The 23290-nt window shown below is 72.5% G+C and carries 19 protein-coding genes; 8 read left to right on the top strand and 11 right to left on the bottom strand.

The window, feature by feature from the left end:
* Positions 1-72: 72 nt before the first annotated feature.
* The gene (locus AB0N84_RS02795) at positions 73-1341 is read right to left on the bottom strand and encodes an ROK family transcriptional regulator (protein ID WP_182045436.1); all 1269 of its coding nucleotides are present in this window, start codon (positions 1339-1341) and stop codon (positions 73-75) included.
* Positions 1342-1439: 98 nt separating this feature from the next.
* On the opposite strand from AB0N84_RS02795, the gene AB0N84_RS02790 reads away from it, so the two are divergent.
* The gene (locus tag AB0N84_RS02790; RefSeq protein ID WP_182045435.1) at positions 1440-1895 is read left to right on the top strand and encodes a GNAT family N-acetyltransferase; all 456 of its coding nucleotides are present in this window, start codon (positions 1440-1442) and stop codon (positions 1893-1895) included.
* Positions 1896-1903: 8 nt separating this feature from the next.
* Entirely contained in the window at positions 1904-2230 is a 327-nt protein-coding gene (locus AB0N84_RS02785; RefSeq protein WP_182045434.1) for an MGMT family protein, read from the top strand.
* A gap of 33 nt (positions 2231-2263) precedes the next feature.
* Here the strand turns inward: AB0N84_RS02785 and AB0N84_RS02780 are convergent, their stop codons facing one another.
* Together AB0N84_RS02780 and lanKC are read right to left on the bottom strand one after the other, a co-directional pair.
* A complete protein-coding gene (locus AB0N84_RS02780) occupies positions 2264-2689 on the bottom strand; it encodes a DUF805 domain-containing protein (RefSeq protein WP_363543605.1) in 426 nt (141 codons plus the stop codon).
* A 236-nt stretch (positions 2690-2925) separates the two neighbouring features.
* Positions 2926-5469, bottom strand: coding sequence for a class III lanthionine synthetase LanKC (gene lanKC / locus AB0N84_RS02775; RefSeq protein ID WP_363543603.1), 2544 nt, complete (start codon positions 5467-5469; stop codon positions 2926-2928).
* Between the two features lie 44 nt (positions 5470-5513).
* On the opposite strand from lanKC, the gene AB0N84_RS02770 reads away from it, so the two are divergent.
* Positions 5514-6251 (top strand): ATP-binding cassette domain-containing protein, encoded by a 738-nt coding sequence (locus tag AB0N84_RS02770; RefSeq protein ID WP_363543601.1) that lies wholly within the window; start codon positions 5514-5516, stop codon positions 6249-6251.
* The gene (locus AB0N84_RS02765; protein ID WP_363543599.1) at positions 6245-7576 is read left to right on the top strand and encodes a hypothetical protein; all 1332 of its coding nucleotides are present in this window, start codon (positions 6245-6247) and stop codon (positions 7574-7576) included. The genes AB0N84_RS02770 and AB0N84_RS02765 overlap by 7 nt, the downstream gene beginning before the upstream one ends.
* A gap of 77 nt (positions 7577-7653) precedes the next feature.
* Here AB0N84_RS02765 and AB0N84_RS02760 read toward each other — a convergent pair whose 3' ends face one another.
* From AB0N84_RS02760 to AB0N84_RS02740, 5 genes are all read right to left on the bottom strand, one after another.
* A complete protein-coding gene (locus AB0N84_RS02760; RefSeq protein ID WP_289457935.1) occupies positions 7654-9576 on the bottom strand; it encodes an ABC transporter ATP-binding protein in 1923 nt (640 codons plus the stop codon).
* Positions 9573-11396, bottom strand: coding sequence for an ABC transporter ATP-binding protein (locus AB0N84_RS02755; protein WP_363543596.1), 1824 nt, complete (start codon positions 11394-11396; stop codon positions 9573-9575). The genes AB0N84_RS02760 and AB0N84_RS02755 overlap by 4 nt, the downstream gene beginning before the upstream one ends.
* A 599-nt stretch (positions 11397-11995) precedes the next feature.
* A complete protein-coding gene (purH, locus tag AB0N84_RS02750) occupies positions 11996-13639 on the bottom strand; it encodes a bifunctional phosphoribosylaminoimidazolecarboxamide formyltransferase/IMP cyclohydrolase (protein WP_289457937.1) in 1644 nt (547 codons plus the stop codon).
* Positions 13636-14229 carry a phosphoribosylglycinamide formyltransferase gene (purN, locus tag AB0N84_RS02745; RefSeq protein WP_182045430.1) on the bottom strand — a complete coding sequence of 198 codons (594 nt, stop codon included), beginning with the start codon at positions 14227-14229 and terminating at the stop codon, positions 13636-13638. The genes purH and purN overlap by 4 nt, the downstream gene beginning before the upstream one ends.
* A 10-nt stretch (positions 14230-14239) precedes the next feature.
* Positions 14240-15076, bottom strand: coding sequence for a helix-turn-helix transcriptional regulator (locus tag AB0N84_RS02740; RefSeq protein WP_363543594.1), 837 nt, complete (start codon positions 15074-15076; stop codon positions 14240-14242).
* Between the two features lie 100 nt (positions 15077-15176).
* Here AB0N84_RS02740 and AB0N84_RS02735 point away from each other — a divergent pair, with 100 nt between their 5' ends.
* Entirely contained in the window at positions 15177-16145 is a 969-nt protein-coding gene (locus AB0N84_RS02735) for an SDR family NAD(P)-dependent oxidoreductase (protein WP_363543592.1), read from the top strand.
* A 28-nt stretch (positions 16146-16173) separates the two neighbouring features.
* Here the strand turns inward: AB0N84_RS02735 and AB0N84_RS02730 are convergent, their stop codons facing one another.
* From AB0N84_RS02730 to sucC, 3 genes are all read right to left on the bottom strand, one after another.
* Positions 16174-18192, bottom strand: coding sequence for a DUF6350 family protein (locus tag AB0N84_RS02730; protein ID WP_363543590.1), 2019 nt, complete (start codon positions 18190-18192; stop codon positions 16174-16176).
* A gap of 148 nt (positions 18193-18340) precedes the next feature.
* Complete coding sequence (gene sucD, locus AB0N84_RS02725) at positions 18341-19228, bottom strand: succinate--CoA ligase subunit alpha (protein ID WP_182045426.1); 888 nt, start codon at positions 19226-19228, stop codon at positions 18341-18343.
* A gap of 11 nt (positions 19229-19239) precedes the next feature.
* Entirely contained in the window at positions 19240-20409 is a 1170-nt protein-coding gene (sucC, locus tag AB0N84_RS02720) for an ADP-forming succinate--CoA ligase subunit beta (protein WP_363543588.1), read from the bottom strand.
* Positions 20410-20634: 225 nt separating this feature from the next.
* Here sucC and AB0N84_RS02715 point away from each other — a divergent pair, with 225 nt between their 5' ends.
* The 3 genes from AB0N84_RS02715 (at position 20635) to AB0N84_RS02705 (ending at position 23237) form a co-directional block, all read left to right on the top strand.
* Positions 20635-22266, top strand: a complete 1632-nt coding sequence (locus AB0N84_RS02715; protein WP_363543586.1) for a RecQ family ATP-dependent DNA helicase — start codon at positions 20635-20637, stop codon at positions 22264-22266.
* Positions 22267-22534: 268 nt separating this feature from the next.
* Positions 22535-22828 carry a hypothetical protein gene (locus AB0N84_RS02710; RefSeq protein WP_069712858.1) on the top strand — a complete coding sequence of 98 codons (294 nt, stop codon included), beginning with the start codon at positions 22535-22537 and terminating at the stop codon, positions 22826-22828.
* 46 nt (positions 22829-22874) lie between these two features.
* Positions 22875-23237, top strand: a complete 363-nt coding sequence (locus tag AB0N84_RS02705; protein ID WP_182045423.1) for a hypothetical protein — start codon at positions 22875-22877, stop codon at positions 23235-23237.
* Positions 23238-23290: the final 53 nt, after the last annotated feature.

Genomic DNA, 23290 nt, shown 5'->3' with positions numbered 1-23290 from the left:
GTGTCCCCGAACCCTAGCGAGGCGGGCGGTGGCGGCGCAGCACCGCGAACGGGGGCCCGACCATCCGGGCCGTCAGCGCCGGATGAGCAGGGCGCTCGCTCGGGGGGACAGCGCGGCGTCGAGCACCAGGCAGGCCGCGCCGACCGCCGTCACGTCCGCGCCGCGACCGCTGTCGACCACCGCGACCGGGTGCTTCGGCACGAGCAGCGGTGACGCGACCACCGCCGCACGGGCCGCGGGCAGCGCGACCGGCGCGATGCGTGACCAGAGGGGCCCGCCGAAGACGACCCGGTCGATGTCGAGCAGGTTGACGATGACGACCACGGCCCGTCCCATCACGGCGCCGGCCTCGGCCGCGAGTCCCACCGCGACCTCGTCGCCGGCCTCGATCGCGGCGCCGAGGGCGTCCCACGCCCGCTGCACCGCGGCGATGCCGTCCGGCTCGCCGGGGCCGAGGCCGGTCTCGTCGTCGCCGAGCCGCAGCCCGCGGGCCCGCGCCACCTGCACGAGCCGGTCGGGCGCGACGGTCCCCCCGACCTCCCCCCGGCTGCCGGCACCGTCCGGTGTGCCCGCCAGCGCACCCTGGTCGACCATGATGTGCCCGGCGTCGCCCGCGTTCGACCCCACGCCGCGCACGGGTTCGTGATCGACGACGAGCCCCACGCCGAACCCCGTGCCGAAGTACACGAACGCGAAGTTCCGCGCCGAGGACTCCCCCGCCAGGAACATCTCCCCGACGACCGCGGCCGTGACGTCCTTCTCGAGGAGCACCGGGAAGCCGGTGGCCTCGGCGAGCGCGTCGCGGAGCGGGACGTCCCGCCAGCGCGGCAGGAAGGGCGGGTCGAGCACGACGCCGGCGTCCACGTCGATCGGTCCCGGGCTCGCGATGCCGACCCCGAGGACGCTCTCCACCGCCACCCCGGCGTCCGCCACGAGACCGGCGATGGCGGTGGCGATCGTGCGGACGACCTCGGTGGGGTCGTCCGCCGACGGCGTCGACGTCGTGGTCTCGGCGACCACCCGGCCCGCCAGGTCGAGGAGCACGTACGTCACGACGGCCGGGTCGACGTGCACCCCGACGGCGTAGCGGCTGGTGGCCTCGAGCCGCAGGATCGTCCGGGGCTTGCCCCGTCCAGCCACGACCGTGCCGGACTCGGCGATCATGCCCGCCTCGATGAGGAACCGCGTGACGTTGGACACCGTCTGCGCGCTCAGGCCCGTGCGGGCGGCGAGCTCGACGCGGCTCAGCCCGTCCGGCGAGCGACGGACTGCGTCGAGGACGACGGTGCGGTTGAAGCCGCCGATCGAGGGCAGGTTCGCCCCACGCCGATGCTCCGCCATGTCGCGACCCTACCGCCGCGGACGGGCGTGCAACGTTGCTGCAACGGACCCTGCTGCGTCCTGGCACCCCGACGGGGTGCACCGCTAGCCTGAGCGGCATGACGGACCTCCGCCTCGAAGCCCTCTCCGCGTCGACCGCCGCCGCGGCGAACTCCCTGACGCTCAAGCCCGGGCAGGAGCAGTTCGTGCAACCGACGACGTACGGCGTCGCGGAGTCCGACGTGAAGCCGAGCTCGGCGTGGACCCGCGTCGTGCTCGACGGCGACCGCGTGGTCGGCATGATCATCGGCACCTTCGACGAGGAGAACCGCGAAGAAGAGCTGCGCAGCGCCATCTGGCGCGTCAACGTGGCCGCCGACGCGCAGGGCAGGGGCGTGGGCCGGTTCGCCGTGCACGGCCTGGCGGACGAGGCCCGGAGCCGTGGCTTCGAGCGCCTGACCGTGGTCTACGAGCCCGGCGGCAACGGCGGCCCCGAGGCGTTCTTCCGCGCCCTCGGCTTCGAGACCGTGCGCGACACCCAGTACGGCGACCACTTCGCCGTGCTCGCTCTGTAACCGCCCGGGTGACGGAGCCGGACTTCGGCGCAGCCGTCGCCGAGGTCGTCCGGCTCATCCCGCCGGGCTGCGTCATGACCTACGGCGACGTCGCCGCAGCGCTCGGGTCCCGTGCCTCGCGCGCGGTCGGCAAGGTGATGGCGCACGAGGGTGCCGACCTGCCCTGGTGGCGCGTGGTGCGGTCCGGCGGGCTGCCGCCGCTCCGGCACGAGGCACGCGCGCTCGAGCACTACCGCGTCGAGGGGACGCCGCTCGTGCACGGTCCGTCGGCCTGGAGGATCGACATGGGTCGTGCGCGCTGGTCACCCGCCACGGACGCCGAAGATCCGTTCTGACCTGCTCGCGCAGGTCACGTCACGCGGGTCGCTTCAGACGTCGAAGCGCGGGCCCTTCGGGTTCGACGGCAGCAGGAACAGCACGAGCAGCACGAGTGAGCCGATACCGACGAGCACGTGCAGGAACTGCCAGAAGCCCGACCGGTTCGCGTCGTGGAGCCGACGGGCGCCGAGCGCGAGCGAGCCGACCAGCGTCGCCAGACCCCAGAGCACGAAGAGGTACGAGCCGACCGGGTTCTCGAACGCAGCGCTACCGGGCGTGAACAGCTGCGGGACGAGCTGCAGCACGAGCCCGACCACGAACGACGTGACCCACCACCACCAGAACTCCGCGCGCGACGCCCGCCCGGTGAACACGGTGTACTTCCGCCAGAAGCGCCGGAACGCCGCGGAGAGGGGTGCGCCGTACCAGGGATCGCGCAGGGCGACGCCGCCGGGCTGCACGCTGTCGTTGCTCATGGGAGCAAGCCAACCACGTGCAGCCCGCTGCGTCAGAAGGCGCCGCGAGGGCAGGCGGGGCGCCGGGCTTCGTTTGCAGCCCGGACACCACGCCCTGACGTCACGCGCACGCCCAGAAGCTCGCTGAGCTCTCCTTGTGCCCGTGAGCACAGCCGAACAGGCTGATCGCGCTCGCGAGCGGCGTGATCTCAGCTCGCTGAGCACGACCCTGCATCTCGATGATCGATCCCATCAGTTCACCTCCCTTCTGTGGTGTGGTTCTCCGGCGCGGTCCGCGCCGGAATCCAGGCGAGCGGATCCGGCGTCGTCGGGAGACTCAACAACACACCGGCACTTCCGGTCGCGAGGTCGCTGGAGAGTCGGAGGCACCCGTCTCCCGCCATGTGGACTTCGCCACGCCAACTGAAGGACCGGCGCGCCAGTCGTTCGTGCAGGCTGACCACCAGTTCGCCGACCTCAGGGTGGAGTCCGATCGCACTCCGCAGTGCGAGCAGCAGCCCGGCAATCCCGTGGAAGAGCCCGTCGAAGACCTGCACACCGCCCGCGCAGGACTCCACCAGCCGGTCGATGTTCCGCGTCCACAACGCGTCGTTTTCGCCGACGAGTCCTCGACGCCGCATCGTGGTGAGTGTCAGGAGGACTCCGGCTGTCCCGTTCGCAAGGTAGGGGAACACTCGGTCCCCATCGGTCTCGCGGAGCCCGATGGTCCCGGCAGACGACCGCCTGATCTGGTCGCAGTCCCGGCCCAGGGCACGGCGCGCCGCCTCGTCCGCGGAGGCCGAGCGAGCGCTGTCCGGCGAGAGGGCGAGCGTCAGCGCGATCCCCGTCCAGCCGCCGAGCAGACCCGGAGACGCGTCGAGCGCGATGGTCGCGGAGCCGCTCGACACTCTCCCGAGAACGATGTCCTGCAGCTCGCAGGCGAACTCCGCGTCCAGCGCTCGCAGCGCCAGTGCGGCACCGCTCAGGCCCGTCGCGAGCGAGCAATCGTCCGACGCAGGAGCCAGGAGTCGTACTCGCTCGAGGAGCTCGTGCGCTTCTTCCGTCCGACCCGCCGCCGCCAGGACGTAGGCCGCACCCGACAGTCCGTCGAACGCCCCGATCCGGTCGGTGCCCTGTGCCGCGCCCGCGAGGAAGTCGAGGTCAGCCGGCTCGGGCACCTCCCCCAGGCGAAGCTGCGCGAGGAGGACGCCCGCGAGCCCGAAGGCGCACGACATCCTCGCGAACCCCTCGGTCCCTCGAGGGTCGCCCGGGAATCGTCGTGACGCTCCCGGCCTGCGGCTCTGCCGGATTCCCCTGCGCAAGGCGGGAGCCAGTCCGGAGGTCTCGATCGTCGAGACCTCGACACCCTGGACGGCGAATGCCCGTCTCCCTCGTGCACCACCAGCTCGGGCCTCGCCCTCCGCCAGGAGTTCGGCGAGCTCTGCGGTCCCCTGCTCGCGGACGCGTTCGAGGGTCGACTGCCAGTGGTGCGGAGCCAGGAGTTCACGCGCGAAGCTCGGATCGAACATCGATGCGACGGTCCTTGTGAACGCGTACCAGTCGCTCGCGGCCGCGTCGAGCCCGTCCGGTGCTCGGTACCCGAGAGCGTTGAACGGCGAGCGCCCGCGTTCGTGCGGCTCGCGGTGGTCCTCCAGGTCGATGAGTCTGACGCGGAGCGCAGGGGACAGCATCACGTTGCTCGGGTGCAGGTCACCGACCACGACCCCGCAGTTGTGCGCGAGCTCGACGGCCTCGAACAGCCCGCGTGCGATCTCGGTGCTCACGTCCGCGTACGTGGCGGCGACGGCGCCGCGGTGTCCCCGCGCCCTGAGTTCCGGCAGCTCCGCGACGGTCCTGGCGGACAGGGTCTGTCCGCCGAGGAACTCCATCTCGAGGAACGCATGCTCCAGGACACCGAAGAGTCGGAGCGGTTCCGGCGCGATCCCGGTGCCGTCGAGGACCTGCAGGTTCCGGTGTTCGGTCTGCAGCCGCTGTCGTGCGGAGCGTCCGTTCGCGTCGACCCCGGCCGACCGGCGCGCTTCCTTCAGCACGGTCAGCTTCCCGTCCTCGCCCGCCGCCAGGTACACGCCGCCGGCGTTCGAGAACTGCAGCGGCTCGATCGACCGGAAGTCGAGCAGGGGGTTGTCGGTCGGACTGCGTCGGTAGTCCGCGATCGCCTCTGCCACGCAGTCCGGGACGTGCACCCCCGCTGGTTCATCGAAGCGCGGACCACGGACGTCCTCGACGAGCATCCCGTTCGCGTCCGGCCGAGCGGCGACACGCCGTCCTCCACGCTCGACGTAGAGCGGCTCGAATCCTCCGTAACGGAAGTGGACCGGCCCGGCCCGGAACCGGACGTCCGAGAGGATGTACGGCCCCTCGAAGGATCGGAGTGCCGCGTGCAGCTCCTCCGCCAGGCTGTCGAGTTGATCGTCGGACGTCGGGTAGATCGTGACGGCCTTGCCCGACGCAGAGCGATTGGCGTTCTTCGCATTCCTCGCGATCAGGCCGAGGACGCTCGGGACGTACTTGAACGCGACGTCTGCACGGAAACAGATCTCAGCAGCGAGGCGGAGCGCTTCCTCGTACGCCTCTGGGCAGAGCGACAGGTGGATCTTCCAACCGTGGGTCCGACGGCGGACTCCGGCGGGGAACACACCGGTCCATGCGAGTCCCGGCGCCGAGCGCCACGAGGTCGGCGCCGCCAACGAGATCCGGTCGGATCGTTCGTGGTCGGGCTCGTAGAACGGACTCGAGTCCGAGCAGAACGTTGTGAAGTCCACGAAGTCCCCATCTGACATGTCACCGGCCGGTATCCTGACCCTACAACGAGGAATCGAGGCAGATGACCATGACGAGGACCTCCACCGAACCGCTGGACGTCCGAGGCGTCGAGCTCGCAGTGGGCCGCGGACCCGTGAGGAAGCAGCTCGTGTCCGGCGTCTCGTTCACGTCGGACCGCGGGACGATGACCACACTCGTCGGGAGGTCGGGCTGCGGCAAGTCGACGCTGCTCCGGTGCCTGGCCGGGGCGGTACGGCCGTCATCCGGGAGCGTCCGCATCGCCGGAACTGACCTCTGGCCGCATCCGCGACGCCGCGACCGAGGCGACCGGGAGGGCGCAGTCGGCATCGTCCTCCAGTCGGACAATCTCGTTCCGTCGCTCTCCGTCCTGAACAACGTGGCGCTCCCTGATCGGCTCCGCGGCAGGCGGGACTGGCGCGCTCGGGCCGAAGCTGCGCTCGATCGGGTCGGGCTCGAGGGGCGCGGGCGCGGTCGGCCCGACGACCTGTCCGGGGGTGAGCACCAGCGTGTCGCGATCGCACGGCTGATCGCGTCCAGACCGGCAGTCGCTCTCGTCGACGAACCGACCTCCTCCCTCGACGAGGTCACTGCGGAGAGCGTCGCAGGTGCGCTGCAGGAACTCGCGAACACCGGGACGGCGGTCCTCGTGGTCACGCACGACCTCCGGCTCGCGACGAGGGGAGACCAGACCTTCACGATCGAGGGCGGACTCCTCCACGACAGGAGTGGTCAGGACAGCGCGTCCCTCCGCTCCGCGCTCGAGGACGTCCGGTGCTGATCCGGCTCGTGTTCGTCGTTGCCGAGACGTTCGGCACATGGCGGTCGGCCCGCGACTGGGCCGGGTACGCGGCGCAGGTCGCCCTGACCTCCTTCGTCGTGTCGGTGATGTGCGGTCTGGTCGAGACGGCGAGCGGACTGGGGGGCGACGTCGGCGCATCGCTGCGTTCCTTCACCACTCCGGGCGTGCTCGCTGCGGCGGTCTGCGCGGCGGTCGTCACGGGGAGCTCGGCCAGATCAGCGCACGCAGCCCTGCGCGATGGTCGGACGGTGTGGGCGGCATCCGGTGTGGGCCGGCCCCTGGCGCGCGTCGTCGTCCTGGCGCAGACCATCACCGTCAGCAGTGTCTCGACCGTCCTCGGCCTGGCTGGCGCTCACGCTGCGATCACGGGCGTCGGGACCCTCGTACTGGGCACCACCGAGATCCCCCTGCGGTTCGGTGCCCCGACGTGGGTCGCGGCCTCGGTCATCGTCGGCGCGACCCTGGTGCCCAGCGCAGTGGACGCGATCCGCCGACCTGTCGAAGCGGGGCCCTCGAGAGGACACCCGTCCCGGACCGTGGCGCTGTCGGTCGCCGCGATGACCTGGACGGGCACCGCCGCCTGGCTCGCACTCGTGCCGGTCAGCTCCGTGCGGGCGCTCGAGCAGCGAATCGCCCTCTCGATCGTGTCGCTCGCACTCGCCGTCATCGTCACGTCAACGGTCGTGAACACTCTCAGGAGCCGCATCGCATCGGCTCTCTCCCGACCTGACACGGTCGGCACGGGCCTCGTCTGGGTGCTCGGACTCGGTTCGGCAGCGGGGGCGCTGCGGGCATCGACCGCGGCGCTGGGCCCGATCCTCGCATCCGTGTCACTGACCGGCGGCGCTGTCGCAGTGTTCACGCTCGGCGACATCGCGAGCGCACGCCTCACCGGAGCGGGCGAGACGTCCACCGTCAACGTCGACTCGATCCTCCTGACGTTGACACCCGTCCTCCTGCTCGCTGTCGGGGCGAGCATCATCGCCTCGGCGACCGGGGATCCACGGCGGAGGACGGCGACGAGGGTGCTGCTCGCCGCTCGAGTCCCCCTCCGGACGCTCGTCGCGGCGGCCGCGCTCGGGGCCGCGACCTCAGCCGTGCTCGCGGCATCGCTCAGCCTTGCCGTCGTCCTCGCCGCCTGCACACCGATCGTCATCGCTGCGGGTCTGGACGTCCGAGCCCTCGTCAGCGCCGTGTGCAACCCGGTCGAGGCGGGACTCCTGCTCCTCATGGGCGCGCTGCTCGTGATCGCTGCGGCCGTGAGGACGGCGGCAGCAGGTGTCCACGTACCGGCACGCGGATGACGCGCCCGATGGTGCCGGGCGCGTCATCCCTGCACCATCGGGCGGTCCCGTCCCGCTCGCGGCTGCAGCCCGGTCCGTCAGACGAGCGAGTCGCGCCAGGCCGCGTGCAGCTGCGCGAAGCGCCCGGTCCCCGCGATGAGGTCGTCGGGCGTGCCGTCCTCGACGATCCGGCCGTACTCCATCACGAGCACCCGGTGGGCGATCGCGACGGTCGACAGTCGGTGCGCGATGATCACGGCCGTGCGGTCCGCGAGCAGGGTCTCGAGCCCCTCCTGCACGAGCCGCTCCGACGGGATGTCGAGCGACGCCGTGGCCTCGTCGAGGATGAGCACCTTCGGGTCGGCGATGAACGCCCGGGCGAACGACAGCAGCTGCCGCTGCCCGGCCGACACCCGACCGCCGCGCTTGTTCACGTCGGTGTCGTACCCGTCGGGCAGGGCCTCGATGAACGTGTGCGCGCCGACCGCCTCCGCCGCCCGCACGATCTCGTCGCGCGTCGCCCCCGGCTTGCCGAGCGCGATGTTGTCCGCGACCGAGCCGGAGAACAGGTACGCCTCCTGCGTCACCATGACGATCGCGCGCCGCATGTCCTTCGGGTCGATCTCCCGCAGGTCCACCCCGTCGAGCCGCACCGAGCCCCGCGACGGGTCGTAGAACCGCGCCATGAGCTTCGCGAGCGTCGACTTGCCGGCACCGGTCGACCCGACGAGCGCGATCGTCTGCCCCGCCGGGATGTGCAGGTCGAACTCGGGGAGCACGACCTTGCCGGCGTTGTAGGCGAACTCGACGTCGTCGAAGTCCATCGCGCCCGTCGCCTCGGGCAGGCGCACCGGCTTCGCGGGGTCCGGCACCGACGGCCGCTCCTCGAGGACGCCGGAGATCTTCTCCATCGCCGCCGAGGCCGACTGGTACCCGTTGTAGAACATCGCGAGCTCCTGGGCCGGGTCGAAGAACCGCTTGGCGTACAGCGCGACCGCGAGCAGTGCGCCGACCTCGAGCGAGCCCCCGACGATCCGGAAGCCACCGACGATGACGACGGCCGCGAGCGTGGCGTTGCCGATGAGCACGAGCACCGGGTCGAACGTCCCGAACAGGTTGAACACCTTCGTGTTCGCGACGCGGTAATCCTCGACGTAGCGGCCGTACTCGTCGCGGTTGCGGGACTCCTTGCGGAACGCCTGCACCGCCCGGATGCCGGTCATGGTCTCGACGAAGTGCACGATGACGCGCGCCGAGGTGACGCGGGTGGCCCGGAACAGCGTCTGCGAGTTCGTCTGGAACCAGCGGATGAGGAACCAGAGCGGCACGAGCGACACCGCGAGCACGAGCCCGGACGTCGGGTCGAGCAGCACGAGCGCGATGCCCGTGAACACCATGTAGAGCACGCCCTGGATGAGCTGGTTCAGGCCGGAGTCGAGCAGCTCGCGGATCGAGTCGAGGTCGCTCGTCTGCCGCGAGATGATCCGCCCCGAGGTGTACGTCTCGTGGAACTCGAGCGAGAGCCGCTGCGTGTGCAGGAACACCCGCTTCCGCAGGTCGAACAGGATCGCCTGGCTGATCCGCGCCGCCAGCACGGTGTACCAGGCGGTCAGGACGGCGCCGAGCACCGCGACGACGATGTACGTCGCCACGACGCCGAACGCCGGCACCCAGTCGTTCTCGTCCATCACCCGGGGCAGGGCGTTGTCGATGCCCCACGCGATGAGCGCCGGACCGGCGACGGTGCCCGCGGTGGACACCACCACGACGACCCCGAGCAGCACGAGCCGTGCCTTCAGGGGCGCGGCGAGCGACCCGAGCAGAGCGAGGGAGCGACGCCGCAGGCGCTTGCTCTCCGCCTTGGTGAAGTCCTCGCGCTCCTCGCCGCGCACGCCCTGCGTGGTGATCGACGCGGTGATCGGGGCGGCAGCCTGCGCGGCCGCGGCCTCGTCGAGGACGGGGTCCGCGCCTCCCGACCCGACTGCCGTGTCCACGGGCGGTACCTGCTCCTGCTGGCTCATGCCATCGCCTCCTCTCGGGCGGGTGCGTCGTCCTCGTCGAGCGACGAGATGACGTAGCGGTAGTGCTCGTTGGTGGCCATCAGCTCCGAGTGGGTGCCGACGGCGGTGATGCGGCCGCCCTCCATGAGCGCCACCCGGTCGGCGAGCGTCACGGTGGAGGGGCGGTGGGCGACGATGAGCGACGTCGTGTCCGCGAGGACCCGGCGGAGCCCCGCCTCGACGCGGGCCTCGGTGTCGACGTCGAGCGCCGACAGCGGGTCGTCGAGCACGAGCACCGACGGCCGGGCGGCGATGGCCCGGGCCAGGGCGAGCCGCTGGCGCTGGCCGCCGGAGAGCGACAGGCCCTCCTCGCCGACGCGGGTGTCGACGCCCTCGGGCAGGTCGTCGACGAACGACGCCTGCGCGATGTCGAGGGCCTCGCGCATGATCCGCTCGGCCTCGTCCCCGGACAGGTCCGGACGTCCGAGCAGCACGTTGTCCCGCACGCTCGTCGAGAAGAGCGTGGCGTCCTCGAACGCGACACCGACGTGCCGACGGAGCTCGGCGCGGGACAGGTCCCGCACGTCGACGCCGTCGATCGTGATCGAGCCGCCGGTGACGTCGTAGAGCCGCGGCACGAGCGACAGCAGGGTCGTCTTGCCGCTGCCGGTCAGGCCGACGAGCGCCATGGTCTCGCCGGGCTGCAGCTGCAGCTCGACCCCGTCGACCAGGTCGGGGTACGCGTCCGTGGCGTCCTGGTACCGGAAGTGCACGGCGTTGAACGACAGCGCCCCGTGCGGCTCGGCGATGGTCCTCGGCTCCGCCGGGTCCTCGATCGTGTTCTCGGAGTCCATGACCTCGAAGAACCGGTCGACGGCGGTCCGGGTGTCGAACGTCATCGACAGGAAGAAGCCGATCGACTCGATCGGGAACCGCAGCACGGTCGCCGTCGCGAAGAACGCGAACAGCTGTCCGACGGTGAGCTCGCCCTGCGACGCCAGCCAGATGCCGGCGAGCAGGCAGAGCGCGAACGCGACGTCCGGCACCAGCAGCAGCCACAGCCAGATGCTCGCGATGGCCTTCGCCTTCTCGATCTCGGTCCCGCGCAGCGCCTCGGCCTGCTCGCTGAACTCCTCGAGCTTGCTCCGACCGCGACCGAACGCCTTGAGCACGCGGATACCGTGCACCGACTGCTCGACGCTGGTCGCGAGGTCGCCGACCTGGTCCTGGCTGCGCCGCGCGACCACGGAGTACTTCCGCTCGAACAGCAGGCCGTTGATCCACAACGGGATCGACGCCACCAGGAAGATCAGGCCGAGCAGCCACCCGAAGGTGAACAGCACGACGAAGCCGACCGCGATCGTGACGATGTTCACCACGAGCAGCACGACGCCGAACGCCAGCCACCGGCGGATGAGCGACAGGTCGGACACCGAGCGGGACAGCAGCTGCCCGGACTCCCAGCGGTCGTGGAACGACACCGGCAGGTCCTGCAGCTTCGCGTACAGCGCGTTGCGCATGCTCGTCTCGATGCGCGTCGACGGGCGCATCACCAGCCGGCGGCGCGACGCGATGAAGAACGCCTCGAGCGCGCCGAGCGCGAGCACGCCGAGACCGGCGGGCCAGATGAGCGCGGCGTCGCGCGACGACAGCGGACCGTCGACGAGCCACTGGAGCACGTACGGGATCGCCAGGGCGACGAGCGAGGCGCCCATCGCTGCGGCCATGCCGCCGAGCAGCCGCCAGCGGTACGGCTTGACGTACGGGTAGATGCGCGCGATGGCGCGCAGGGTCGAGGGGCGGTCGGTGGACGGGAGCGCCTGGTCGGGCGTTGTGGACATGCGGTTGCGTCCTCGTGCGTCGTGCCGCGTCCGCTCGGTCGGGTCGCCGGTCCCGTCGACGGGTCACGTCGGCGGGTGGCGGTCCGGCCGGGAGGCACGGTGTGGCCTTGCGTGGGTCGTCGGCCGGGCGCGTGGTCGCGCGCCGTCGCCGTCACTCGCGTGACGTCGACCGGGCCGGTGGGCACCGGGGACGCGGGTCCCCGGGTTCTCAGCGGACGGTCCGCGCTCGCCGACAGGTCGTCGGGCGCGGGGCCGTGGGAGGGGCCTGGCTAGGCGGCGGCCGCGGCTCGGTACCGCAGCGGCAGGGCCGCTCCGGTACGGGGTCGCGGAGCGGGAGTGGTCCCCACGAGGGACACGAGACCCGTCCGGGCAGCCGTCGCCACTGTTCCGGTCGTCGCGTCCATCGTCACTCCAGTCGTCGTCTTCGTCACCGTTGTGTCCGCCGGCACGGCCGATCCGGTTGCGATCGTCGGTACTCGGTGCGGAGCCTTACAGACTATTCACAGTCGCTGCTGTCGCGCAATGGCTCCGGCGTTGTTGGACGCCGTCGATCTGAGCACGGCTCAGTGCGCCCGGTGGGCCCAGTAGGCCCAGTGGGCTCAGTGGAAGAAGTGCCGCTCACCCGTCAGGTACATCGTCACGCCCGCTGCCTGCGCCGCCGCGACCACCTCGTCGTCCCGCACGCTGCCGCCCGGCTGGGCGACGGCACGGACACCGGCGTCGAGCAGGACCTGCAGCCCGTCGGCGAACGGGAAGAAGGCGTCACTCGCTGCGACGGACCCCGCGGCCCGCTCCCCGGCACGATTGACCGCGAGGTGGCAGGAGTCGACCCGGTTGACCTGGCCCATGCCGACACCGACGCTCGCGCCCTGGTCGGCGAGCAGGATGGCGTTCGACTTCACGGCGCGGCTCGCCTTCCACGCGAACGCCAGGTCGGCCAGGGTCGCGGCGTCGGCGGGCTCGCCGGACACCAGCGTCCAGGTGGACTGGTCGAACGCGGTGAAGCGGTCGGCGTCCTGCACGAGGAAACCGCCGGAGACCTGCTTGACCTCGCGGGTCGCGAGCGCGAAGTCCGCCGGCAGCGTGAGCAGGCGGATGTTCTTCTTCTGCGACAGGATCTCGAGCGCCTCGGGGTCGAACGCCGGTGCCACGACCACCTCGGTGAAGATGTCGCGGACCGTCTCGGCCATCTGCTTCGTGACGGGGCGGTTGGCGGCGATGACCCCGCCGAACGCCGACAGCGGGTCGCAGGCGTGGGCGGCGGCGTGTGCCGAGGCGATCGGGTCGACGGCGTCCGCCGGGGCGATCGCGATGCCGCACGGGTTGGCGTGCTTGATGATCGCGACGGCCGGGGTGTCGAAGTCGTACGCGGCACGGACGGCCGCGTCGGCGTCGACGTAGTTGTTGTACGACATCTCCTTGCCGTGCAGCTGCGTCGCCTGTGCGATGCCCGCTCCCCCGGCGGTCGTGTACAGCGCCGCGGCCTGGTGCGCGTTCTCGCCGTAGCGGAGCGTCGCGGTCAGGTCGGCCTCCAGGCGGAGGGAGTCGTCGAACGACCCCGGCGTCTCGACGTCGCCCGCACCGGTGCCGTGCCCGGCGGCCCCGGCGGACCCGACCACGTCGGACGCGAAGTACGCGGCGACCGCGGCGTCGTACGAGGCGGTGTGCGCGAAGGCCTGGGCGGCGAGCCGCTGCCGGAGCCCGAGCGTGGTCCCACCGGCGCGGACGGCCTCGACGACCTCGGCGTAGGACGACGGCGACACGACGATCGCGACGTTCGGGTGGTTCTTCGCGGACGCCCGGACCATCGCGGGGCCGCCGATGTCGACGTTCTCGACCACGGTCGCGGGCTCGGCGCCCGAGGCGACCGTCTCGACGAACGGGTACAGGTTCACGACCACGAGCTCGAACGGCGCGATCCCGAGGTCGGCGAGCTGCTGCTCGTGCGACTCGAGGCGCAGGTCGGCGAGCAGGCCGGCGTGGACGGCCGGGTGCAGCGTCTTCACGCGGCCGTCGAGCGACTCGGGGAAGCCCGTCACGCTCGACACGTCGGTGACGGCGTAGCCGGCGTCGCGGATCGTCTGCGCCGTGCTGCCCGTCGACACGAGCTCGACGCCGGCGTCGGCCAGGGCGCCGGCGAGCTCGAGCAGGCCGGACTTGTCGCTCACCGAGACGAGTGCGCGCCGCACGGGCACGACGTCGCGGTGGCGGTAGAGGCTGGGGTCGGCGGCGTGCACGCTCATGCGCTCGGGGTGCCCTTCAGGTCGGTGGTGCCGTTGGCGATGTCGAGGATGGTCTGGACGAGCAGGCGGCGTTCGACCGGCTTGATGCGGTCGTGCAGCGTCGACTCGGTGTCGCCCGGCAGCACCGGGACGCGCTCCTGCGCCAGGATCGGTCCGGTGTCGACGCCGTCGTCCACCTGGATGATGCTCGCGCCCGTCTGCTCGACGCCGGCGGCGAGGGCGTCCCGGACGCCGTGCGCACCGGGGAACTCGGGCAGGTACGCCGGGTGGGTGTTGATGATCGCCGGGGCGAACTCGGACACCACGGCGTGCGGCAGCAGGCGCATGAGGCCGGACAGCACGAGCAGGTCGGGCGTCCACGGGCGGATCTGCGCGGCGAGCTCGGCGCCCCACTCCTCGCGCGTGGCGAACCGGGAGAACGGCACCGTGAAGGTGGGGATCGAGAACTCCTCGCCCAGGCCGAGGCCCTCGGCGTCACGGTCCGCCCCGATCGCGACCACGCGGGCGGGGTACTCGGCGTCGGTCGTCGCCTCGAGCAGGGCTCGGAGGTTCGAGCCGGTACCGGAGATCAGGACGACCAGTTCGAGCACGGGGTCCAGCCTAGCGGCGGACGACCGCCCCGCCGATCGCCAGCAGCGGGAGCGCCTGCGCTGTCGCGGACCCCGGGGCGCAGCCGTAGACGACCAGCTGCAGCCCCGGCGACCCCTGCACGGCGAAGCTGTGCGCGTCGAACTCCAGCCCACCGACCTCTCCGTGCACGAACCGCTTGGTCGTCACGGCCTTCCGCTGCACCCGCTGCGCACTCCAGCGTTCCTCGAAGTCGTCGCTGCGTCCGCGCACCTCGGCCACGACCGCCAGGAGGCCAGGGTCGGCTCCGTGCTCGGCGGTCGCGGCGCGCAGGCTGGCGACGGTCGAGTCCGCGGTCCTCGACCAGTCCACGTGGAAGTCGCGAGCAACCGGATCGGTGAAGGTCATCCGGACGAGGTTGTCGAACCGGGCGAACGGTGCGTGGACGCCGCGGGCGAGGGCGTTCGCTGCGAGGACGTCGTGGGCCGGGTCGATCACGAACGCCGGGTGCGCTGACCACGAGTCGAGGAGCTGACCGAGCGCCGGTGAGACCGAGCCGGGTGCGCGGGACCGCCGCGGCGGCGGGACGAGCCCGGCGAGGGTGAAGAGGTGGTCGCGCTCGTCGCCCTCCAGCTCGAGCCCGTCGGCGATGCCGTCGAGCACCGCCGACCCGGGGCTGACCTCGCGCCCCTGTTCGAGGCGCGTGTAGTAGTCGACGCTGAGGCCACCCAGCACCGCCACCTCCTCTCGCCGGAGGCCGGCCACGCGGCGGAGCCCGCCGGAGGGCAGGCCGAGCGCCTCCGGGGAGAGACGACCGCGGATCGCCCGCAGGTACGCGCCCAGGGCAAGGTCGGCAGAGGACGACGGCACGCTGACAGGGTAGTTCCGACGGCGACCGCCTCCCTGGTCGTGGCACACCCCGGAACGACGCGGCACGGGAAGCCCTGCACACGAGACGGACGCTGGCTCCGTGAACGACGACACTCCCACCACCCCCCACCCCTACCTCGGCCTCTGGGTCACGGACGACGGCCGCGTCCGTCACGAGCTCCGCACCGGAGGCCGGTACGTCGAGGCCCGCGGTGACCGCGAGGCCGCGTACACCGGCAGCTACGAGGTCGCCGGAGCCCACGTCGAGTACCGGGACGACACCGGCTTCACCGCGGACGGCGACTTCCGCGACGACGTCCTGCACCACGGCGGCATGGTGCTGCGACGCCGGAAGGTCGTGCTCGTCACAGGTGCCTCCAGCGGTATCGGCAGGGCGACCGCGCTCCGGCTCGCCTCGGCCGGTCACCCCGTCGTCCTGGGGGCTCGCCGGGTCGACCGTCTCGGATCCCTCGTGACGGAGATCGAGGGCGCGGGCGGCCAGGCCCTGGCGGTACCGACGGACGTCACCGACCTCGCCTCCACACAGGCGTTCGCCGACGCGGCCACCGCGCGGTTCGGGCGCATCGACGTGGTGGTTGCGAACGCCGGCGTGATGCCGCTCTCGCCCCTGTCCTCCGGGCTCGTCGAGCAGTGGGACCAGATGATCGACGTCAACGTGCGCGGGCTCCTGCACAGCATCGCGGCGACCCTCCCGACGATGCTCGCGCAGGGCGCCGGCCACTTCGTGACGATGGCGTCGATCGGTGCCCACAGCGTCACGCCGACGGCGGCCGTCTACTGCGGCACGAAGTACGCGGCACGGGCGATCACCGAGGGCCTCCGCCTGGAGTCGCCCAGGGGGATCCGGGTGACGACGATCTCACCGGGCGTGACCGAGTCGGAGCTGGCCTCCACGATCACCGACGCGACGGCCGCCGCCGCGATGGAGGCCTACCGCGCCGACTCCGTCTCCGCCGACGCCATCGCCCGCGCCGTGGAGTACGCCGTGGCCGAGCGGCCCGACGTGGACGTCAACGAGATCGTCGTGCGACCCGCGGCTCGGCGCTGACCGGTTCGACGGCGCGACCCGAGGAGCGCTAGGCGTCGTGCTTCGGACGGCGCCACCAGGGCAGCTCGTCCTCGGCGATCTGGTCGGTCTGGTCCCAGCGGGTGCCGCCGGTCGCGGGCGATGCCGGCCCGTTCGTCGCCGGGCTGGGCTCGTCGGCGTCGTCGCGGCCGGCGACGAACTCCTCGGTGCTCCACGGGAAGGCGGGCTGCTGCTCGGTGCCGGGCGCGTGCGGGAGCGTGTCGTCCGCCGGTCGCGGTCCGTCGTTCCCCGTGCTGCCCGTGCCGGTCCCGCCGACGCGGTCGCGGAGGTCGCCGGCACGGTCGCGCAGGTCGCCGGCGCGCGCCCGGACGTCGTCGGCGGCGCCGCGGAGCCGGTCCCGCAGTCCGCTGATGCCGCTGCGGGCGGGGGCGGCCGGTGCGGGAGCGACGCGCTCGGCGGCGACCGCGTCGGTCCGCGCCCAGTCCGGCAGCGGCACGTCGTCCGGTTCCGCGACGGGTGTGCGGCGGGCGATGACAGGCTCGTGCTCGTGCTCGTGTTCCTGCGACGAGGAGGGCTCGCGCGCACCGTCGTGCGCTGTGTCGGTGTCGGTGTCGGTGTCGGCGATCGGCTCCGTCAGGTGGTCGTCCGACGCGGCCCCGGCAGCACCCGACGACGACCCGGCAGCACGGGTCGACGAGTCGTGGGCCTCCTCGACGGTGAACCGGTGGGACGCTGAGGCGCGTCCGGCACCGGCCTCGTCGAGTGCGGCGACGAGCGAGCCGGCGCGGGCGTCGTCGGCAGCGTCCTGGTCGGCCTCGATCCAGCGGTCGCGGCCCCGGGAGCGCTCGGGCAGCCGCACGAGGTCGCTCCCCACGGCGAGCGCCACCGCGGCCGGCACGCCGACCTCGAGGGCCGCGAACACGCCGACGAGCAGGCCGTCCGGCCCGGCCTGGGTGAGTCGGCCCGGGCCGAGGGACCCCGACGTGAGCGCCGTGGCCACCCCGGTCAGCACGCCCGCCACGACACCGGTGGCCGCTCCGGCGAGCGCCCGGCGGAGCGGGCTGTCCGCCGAGCCGAGCGCGCGCACGAGCGCGGGCCGCATGAGCCCGGCCACGACGAACCCGGCGACGACGGGCACGAGCACCCCGAGCAGGCCGAAGGTGTGGCCGGAGGCGGGCAGGGCGCCGAAGACGGGGATCCCGGGGATGGGGCCGAGGACCGTGCCGATCGGCGAGACGTTCGACCCGGTGCCGATGGCGAACCCGGGGCCGACGAGCCACGCGACGGCCCACCCGACCAGGTCGGGCAGGAACGCGAGCTGACCGACGGTGAGCGCGATGCCGCCGATGACCCCGGCGTGCGAGCGCTCGTACAGGGCGATGACCTCGGCGAACGAGGTGACGAGCAGGAGGGCGACGACCACCCCGGCGGCCGCGACCACGACGGCGGTCACCGCGGTGCCCGCTCGGAGGGCGAAGCCGGCGGTGGTGCGCCACAGCACGGGAACCCGGCCGACCTGGTCGAGCAACCGGCCGGTCAGCGGGTCCGCCGGCAGCCCGCGGCGCATGCGGCACACCTCGGCGGTCACGAGTGCGGGGACGACGAACCAGAGTGCCGGGAACACGATCGCCTGCCAGACGACCGGCTCGGTCGCCGCGGAGGTGGACGAGAGCGCGATGGCGAGTCCGAGCAGGGCCACGCCCGCGGTCCCGACGAGCAGACCCGTCGTGCGGTGCTCCGTCTCGGCGAACCGTCGACCGGCCCGCCCTCCGAGCCAGGCCGTGACGACCGCGAAGCCGAGGGCCGCGAGGGTCACGTGGATGGGGTCGCCCGCACCCTCGATGCCGGACGCGCCGGCCGTGGCGGCACCGAGGTGGAACGTGACGTCCACGCCGTGTCCGACGAGCCAGACGCTGCCCGCGGCCTTCCAGAAGACGTCCCAGTCGACCTGCAGCCCGTACTCGAAGCCCCAGAGCAGGGTCAGCGGCACGAGCGCGATGCCGATGCCGACACCGACCGTCACGATCGCCTCGACGGCGGCCAGCAGTGCGGTTCCCAGGCGGTTCATCGCAGTCAGGGTACGTGCCGTGCCCTGCTCACCGGGCGAGCCGCGCGGCACCTGTGGAGACTCACGACTCCCCACAGGAAGGACGGGAGGCACGGTGCAGACCCGCACCGTGCCTCCCGTCCGTCTCCTGGTGACGGAACGCCGCGCGCTAGCGCGCGGCGACCACCTCGCGCAGCAGCGCGGCCGTCTCGGACGGCGTCTTGCCGACCTTGACGCCCGCGGCCTCGAGGGCCTGCTTCTTCGCCTCGGCCGTGCCGGCCGACCCGGACACGATGGCGCCCGCGTGGCCCATCGTCTTGCCCTCCGGCGCGGTGAAGCCGGCGACGTAGCCGACGACCGGCTTCGTGACGTGCGCCTTGATGTAGTCGGCCGCGCGCTCCTCGGCGTCGCCGCCGATCTCGCCGATCATGACGATGGCCTCGGTCTCGGGGTCGGCCTCGAACGCGGCGAGCGCGTCGATGTGCGTCGTCCCGATGACCGGGTCGCCGCCGATGCCGATGGCGGTCGAGAAGCCCAGGTCACGCAGCTCGTACATCATCTGGTAGGTCAGGGTGCCGGACTTCGAGACGAGACCGATCGGGCCCTTGCCGGTGATCGTCGCCGGGGTGATGCCGACGAGGGACTCTCCGGGCGTGATGATGCCGGGGCAGTTCGGGCCGATGATGCGGGTCTTCCCGCCGAGGGCCTTGGCGTGCGCCCAGAACGCGGCGGAGTCCTGCACCGGGATACCCTCGGTGATGACGACGACGAGCGGGATCTCGGCGTCGATCGCCTCCATCACGGCGTCCTTCGCGAACGCCGGCGGGACGAAGACGATCGAGACGTCGGCACCGGTGGTGTCGATGGCCTCGCGCACCGAGCCGAACACCGGGAGCTCGACGTCGCCGTGCGTGACGGTCGTGCCGGCCTTGCGGGCGTTGACGCCACCGACGACGTTCGTCCCCGCCTTCAGCATGAGCGCCGTGTGCTTGGTGCCCTCGCCGCCGGTGATGCCCTGGACGATGACCTTGGAGTCCTTGTTGAGGAAGATCGACATGGTCAGTCCCTTCAGGCCGCTGCGGCGGCGAGTTCGGCGGCCTGCTCGGCCGCGTCGTCCATGGTCGCGGCGACGGTGACGAGCGGGTGCGCCGCCTCCGCCAGGATCCGACGACCCTCTTCCACGTTGTTGCCGTCGAGGCGCACGACGAGCGGCTTGGTGGCCGCGTCGCCGAGGATGCCGAGTGCGGCGACGATGCCGTTCGCGACGGCGTCGCAGGCGGTGATGCCGCCGAAGACGTTCACGAAGACGCTCTTGACCTGCGGGTCGCCGAGGATGACGTCGAGGCCGTTCGCCATGACCTCCGCCGATGCGCCGCCGCCGATGTCGAGGAAGTTGGCAGGCTTGACGCCGCCGTGGCGCTCACCGGCGTACGCGACGACGTCGAGCGTCGACATGACGAGCCCCGCGCCGTTGCCGATCACGCCGACCTGGCCGTCGAGCTTCACGTAGTTCAGGCCGTGCTGCTTCGCCTTGGCCTCGAGCGGGTCCTCGCTCGCGGTGTCCTCGAGCTGCGCGTGGCCCTCGTGGCGGAAGTCGGCGTTCTCGTCGAGCGAGACCTTGCCGTCGAGGGCGAGGATCTGGCCGTCGCCGGTGCGGACCAGCGGGTTGACCTCGACGAGCGTGGCGTCCTCGCCCGCGAACACGTCGTAGAGCTTCACGAAGACGTCCGCCACCTGGTCCTGCAGCTCCGCCGGGAAGTTCGCCTGGCGCGCGATGTCGAGCGCGGCCTCCTTGTTGATGCCCGTGAGCGGGTTCACCTCGACGCGTGCGAGCGCCTCGGGCTTCTCGACCGCGAGCTGCTCGATCTCCATGCCGCCCTCGACGCTCACGAGCGACAGGTACGAGCGGTTGGCCCGGTCGAGCAGCACCGAGAAGTAGAACTCCTCGGCGATGTCGGCGCCCTGGGCGACCATCACGCGCTGGACGGTGTGGCCCTTGATGTCGAGGCCGAGGATCGCCTTCGCGTGCTCGTACGCCTCGTCGGGGGTCTTCGCGACCTTGACGCCGCCGGCCTTGCCGCGTCCGCCGACCTTCACCTGCGCCTTGACGACGACCACGCCGCCGATCCGCTCGGCCGCGGCCCTCGCCTCTTCCGGGGTGTCGGCGGTGATGCCCTGCAGCACAGGGACGCCGTAGGACTCGAAGAGGTCCCTGGCCTGGTACTCGAAAAGATCCACGCTGTTCTTCTTCCCGCACGGTTCGTGCGATCGGCATCGGTCATCGGGTCGCACTCACCATCGAGGGTCGCTCGATGTCGAGACAACGGCCGCGCCCACCATACTGCCGCAGCGTGGACGCGGGGTGCGCGGCGGGGAGGCACCGCTCGGGGCCCGGTCCCCGCGGTTGGCCGGGGGACGCAGCGGCCGGGTGATCGGACAGGGAGCACGGGGCACGGTCGACGGGTGCACAAGGAACTCCGTACCCGCGCCGCCGACGTCTTCGGCTGGGACCTCCACCCCGAGCAGGAGCGGGTCGTCGACGCCGTCCTCGACGGCCGCGACGCGCTGGCGCTCATGCCCACCGGGTCCGGGAAGTCCGCCATCTACCAGGTCGCCGCGCTCGCGCTCGACGGGCCGGTCGTCGTCGTCTCCCCGCTCGTCGCGCTGCAGGAGGACCAGGTCGTCGGCATCGAGGACCACCCCGACGCCCCGCGCGCCGTGACCATCAACGCCACCCGGGGCAGCCGGCAGCTCGAGGACGCGTGGGACGCCGTGGCGTCCGGCGAGGCCCGCTACGTGTTCCTGGCCCCCGAGCAGCTGGCGAAGGACGAGGTCGTCGAGAAGCTGCGGGACGCCGGCGTCGCGCTCGTCACCGTCGACGAGGCGCACTGCGTGTCGAGCTGGGGGCACGACTTCCGCCCGGACTACCTCGTGCTCGGCGAGGTCGTCGAGCGGCTCGGGCGCCCGCCGGTGCTCGCGATGACCGCGACCGGGTCGACGCCGGTCCGCACCGAGATCGTCGAGCGGCTCGGCATGCGCGACCCGCTCGTCGTCGCGACCGGCTTCGACCGGCCGAACCTGCGCTTCGAGGTCGTCCGGCACAGCGACGACGAGTCGAAGCACGAGGCCGTCGTCGAGCAGGTCGCCGGGCTCGAGGGCGTCGGCATCGTCTACGTCGCGACCCGCGCCGAGACCCTGGTCTACGCGGACGAGCTCGTCGAGAGCGGCCGCCGGGCCAAGCCGTACCACGCCGGTCTGCGGGTGCGGGACCGCGAGCAGGTCCACCACGAGTTCCTCGACGGCGAGCTCGACGTCGTCGTCGCCACGAGCGCGTTCGGCATGGGGATCGACAAGCCCGACGTCCGCTTCGTCGTGCACGCCGACGTCCCCGAGTCGGTCGACGCCTACTACCAGGAGGTGGGCCGCGCCGGCCGCGACGGCGACGTCGGCCTCGCCACGATGCACTACCGCGCCGAGGACCTCGGCCTCCGACGCTTCTTCGCGTCCGGATCGCCGCGTCCGGCCACCCTCCGCGCCGTGTTCGACGCCGTCCCCACCGAGGGCTCGGTCGCCCGCTCCGAGCTCGCCGAGCGCTCCGGCCTCGCCGCACGCACCGCGGGCCGCGCGGCCAACGCGCTCGTCGACGCGGGTGCGCTCGACGACGGCGAGGACGGTCTCACCCGGCGACCGGACGGTCCCCGCGACGCCGAGGCGGCGGCGGGCCTCGCGAAGGCGCAGGCGAAGGAGCGCGAGGAGATCGAGGAGTCGCGGATCGCGATGATGCGCCGCTTCGCCGAGACCTCGGGCTGCCGTCGGCAGTTCCTGCTCGGGTACTTCGGCGACGAGCTCGCCGAGCCGTGCGGCAACTGCGACACCTGCACGGCCGGGACCGCCCGGGACGTGGACGCCCACGGTGCCGACGGTGCGAACGACGACGCCTGGCCCCCGGAGGCGCCGGTCGAGCACGCCCAGTGGGGTCGCGGCACGGTGATGAGCACGGAGGACGACCGGTTGACGGTGTTCTTCGAGTCGGCCGGCTACAAGACGCTCGGCCTGGCCGACGTCGAGGAGCGGCACCTGCTCGAGCGCGTCTGACGCGCGGCTCCGGCCGCTCCGGCGTCTCGGTCGGGGGAAGGCGCGGTCGCTCGACCACCCGTCGGCGACCGCGCTCCACTCCCCCGAGCACGGCGAGTGTGACCCGCGATCGTGACCCGCAGGTGACGCCGAGGTGAACACGACGCGAAGCCGCCCCGGGAGTGCGCGACCCGGACGATCCGTCAGGCGGACGGCGTACACAGGGAGACCCGACGGCCCGGCGGCCGGACACGACGCCGGAGCCCGACACCCACGGAAGGACTGCACCATGAGCGACCCCGGCATCAGCCCCGTCGACGACTTCGACGCCCAGGAGCGCCGCAACGACGACGTGGACCGCGAACACGTCGGCCCGTACGAGGTCGACGAGTCCGAGGAGTCCCTCGAGACCGTCACGAACGACGCCGTCGCCGGCGAGACCGTGGAGCCCCAGCCGGGCGACGGCTCGGACGACGGCCCCACCGGTGGCGCACCCCGCGAGGGATCCCCCGACCTCTGGGAGCACGACGACGACACCGACCGCCCGGACCTCGGCGGCGACCTCGGCACGAAGCCGCTCTGAGCGTCCCCCGCACCACCTCCGGAGCACGGCCCAGTACGATCGGGCCGTGCTCCGTGGCGTCCGTGACCGTGTCCGGGCCACGCCCGCGCTGACCCGGCTGCTCTCCCTGGCGTCGCTGCTGCTCGTGGCGGCCGCCGCCCACTCGGGTTCGCGCACCGGGACCCTCGCGTGGCTGCCGCTCCTGGTGGCCGGCGTCGCGCTGGCCGTGCTCACGGGGGCGACGAAGCACCTCTGGCCGCTCCCAGCGATCTGGCTCGTCGTGACCCTGCTCGCGGCCGCGAGCGGCACCGTCGCGAGCCCCGGCTGGCTCGTCGCCGCCCTGGTGGGCGGTGTGGTCGCCCTCGCGGCGGCCCTGGTCGCCGACACCGCCTCGGTCCGCCGCACGCGACGGTCGGGACCGCGTCCGTGACGCACCGGCCGGGAGGCGCGCCCCACCCCCGCCCCGTCGGCGGAGGCGTGGAG

The sequence above is a fragment of the Curtobacterium sp. NPDC089185 genome, from assembly GCF_040685235.1.
GTDB lineage: Bacteria > Actinomycetota > Actinomycetes > Actinomycetales > Microbacteriaceae > Curtobacterium > Curtobacterium citri.
Note: the sequence above shows the minus strand (reverse complement) of the source record. Positions and strands in the feature narration are given on the sequence as shown.

Bases quoted from the DNA above. Each gene is read 5' to 3' on its own strand.
- AB0N84_RS02795 (WP_182045436.1), bottom strand. From the start codon at position 1,341: ATGGCGGAGCATCGGCGTGGGGCGAACCTGCCCTCGATCGGCGGCTTC.
- AB0N84_RS02790 (WP_182045435.1), top strand. From the start codon at position 1,440: ATGACGGACCTCCGCCTCGAAGCCCTCTCCGCGTCGACCGCCGCCGCG.
- AB0N84_RS02780 (WP_363543605.1), bottom strand. From the start codon at position 2,689: ATGAGCAACGACAGCGTGCAGCCCGGCGGCGTCGCCCTGCGCGATCCC.
- lanKC (WP_363543603.1), bottom strand. From the start codon at position 5,469: ATGTCAGATGGGGACTTCGTGGACTTCACAACGTTCTGCTCGGACTCG.
- AB0N84_RS02770 (WP_363543601.1), top strand. From the start codon at position 5,514: ATGACCATGACGAGGACCTCCACCGAACCGCTGGACGTCCGAGGCGTC.
- AB0N84_RS02760 (WP_289457935.1), bottom strand. From the start codon at position 9,576: ATGAGCCAGCAGGAGCAGGTACCGCCCGTGGACACGGCAGTCGGGTCG.
- AB0N84_RS02755 (WP_363543596.1), bottom strand. From the start codon at position 11,396: ATGTCCACAACGCCCGACCAGGCGCTCCCGTCCACCGACCGCCCCTCG.
- purH (WP_289457937.1), bottom strand. From the start codon at position 13,639: ATGAGCGTGCACGCCGCCGACCCCAGCCTCTACCGCCACCGCGACGTC.
- AB0N84_RS02730 (WP_363543590.1), bottom strand. From the start codon at position 18,192: ATGAACCGCCTGGGAACCGCACTGCTGGCCGCCGTCGAGGCGATCGTG.
- sucD (WP_182045426.1), bottom strand. From the start codon at position 19,228: ATGTCGATCTTCCTCAACAAGGACTCCAAGGTCATCGTCCAGGGCATC.
- AB0N84_RS02710 (WP_069712858.1), top strand. From the start codon at position 22,535: ATGAGCGACCCCGGCATCAGCCCCGTCGACGACTTCGACGCCCAGGAG.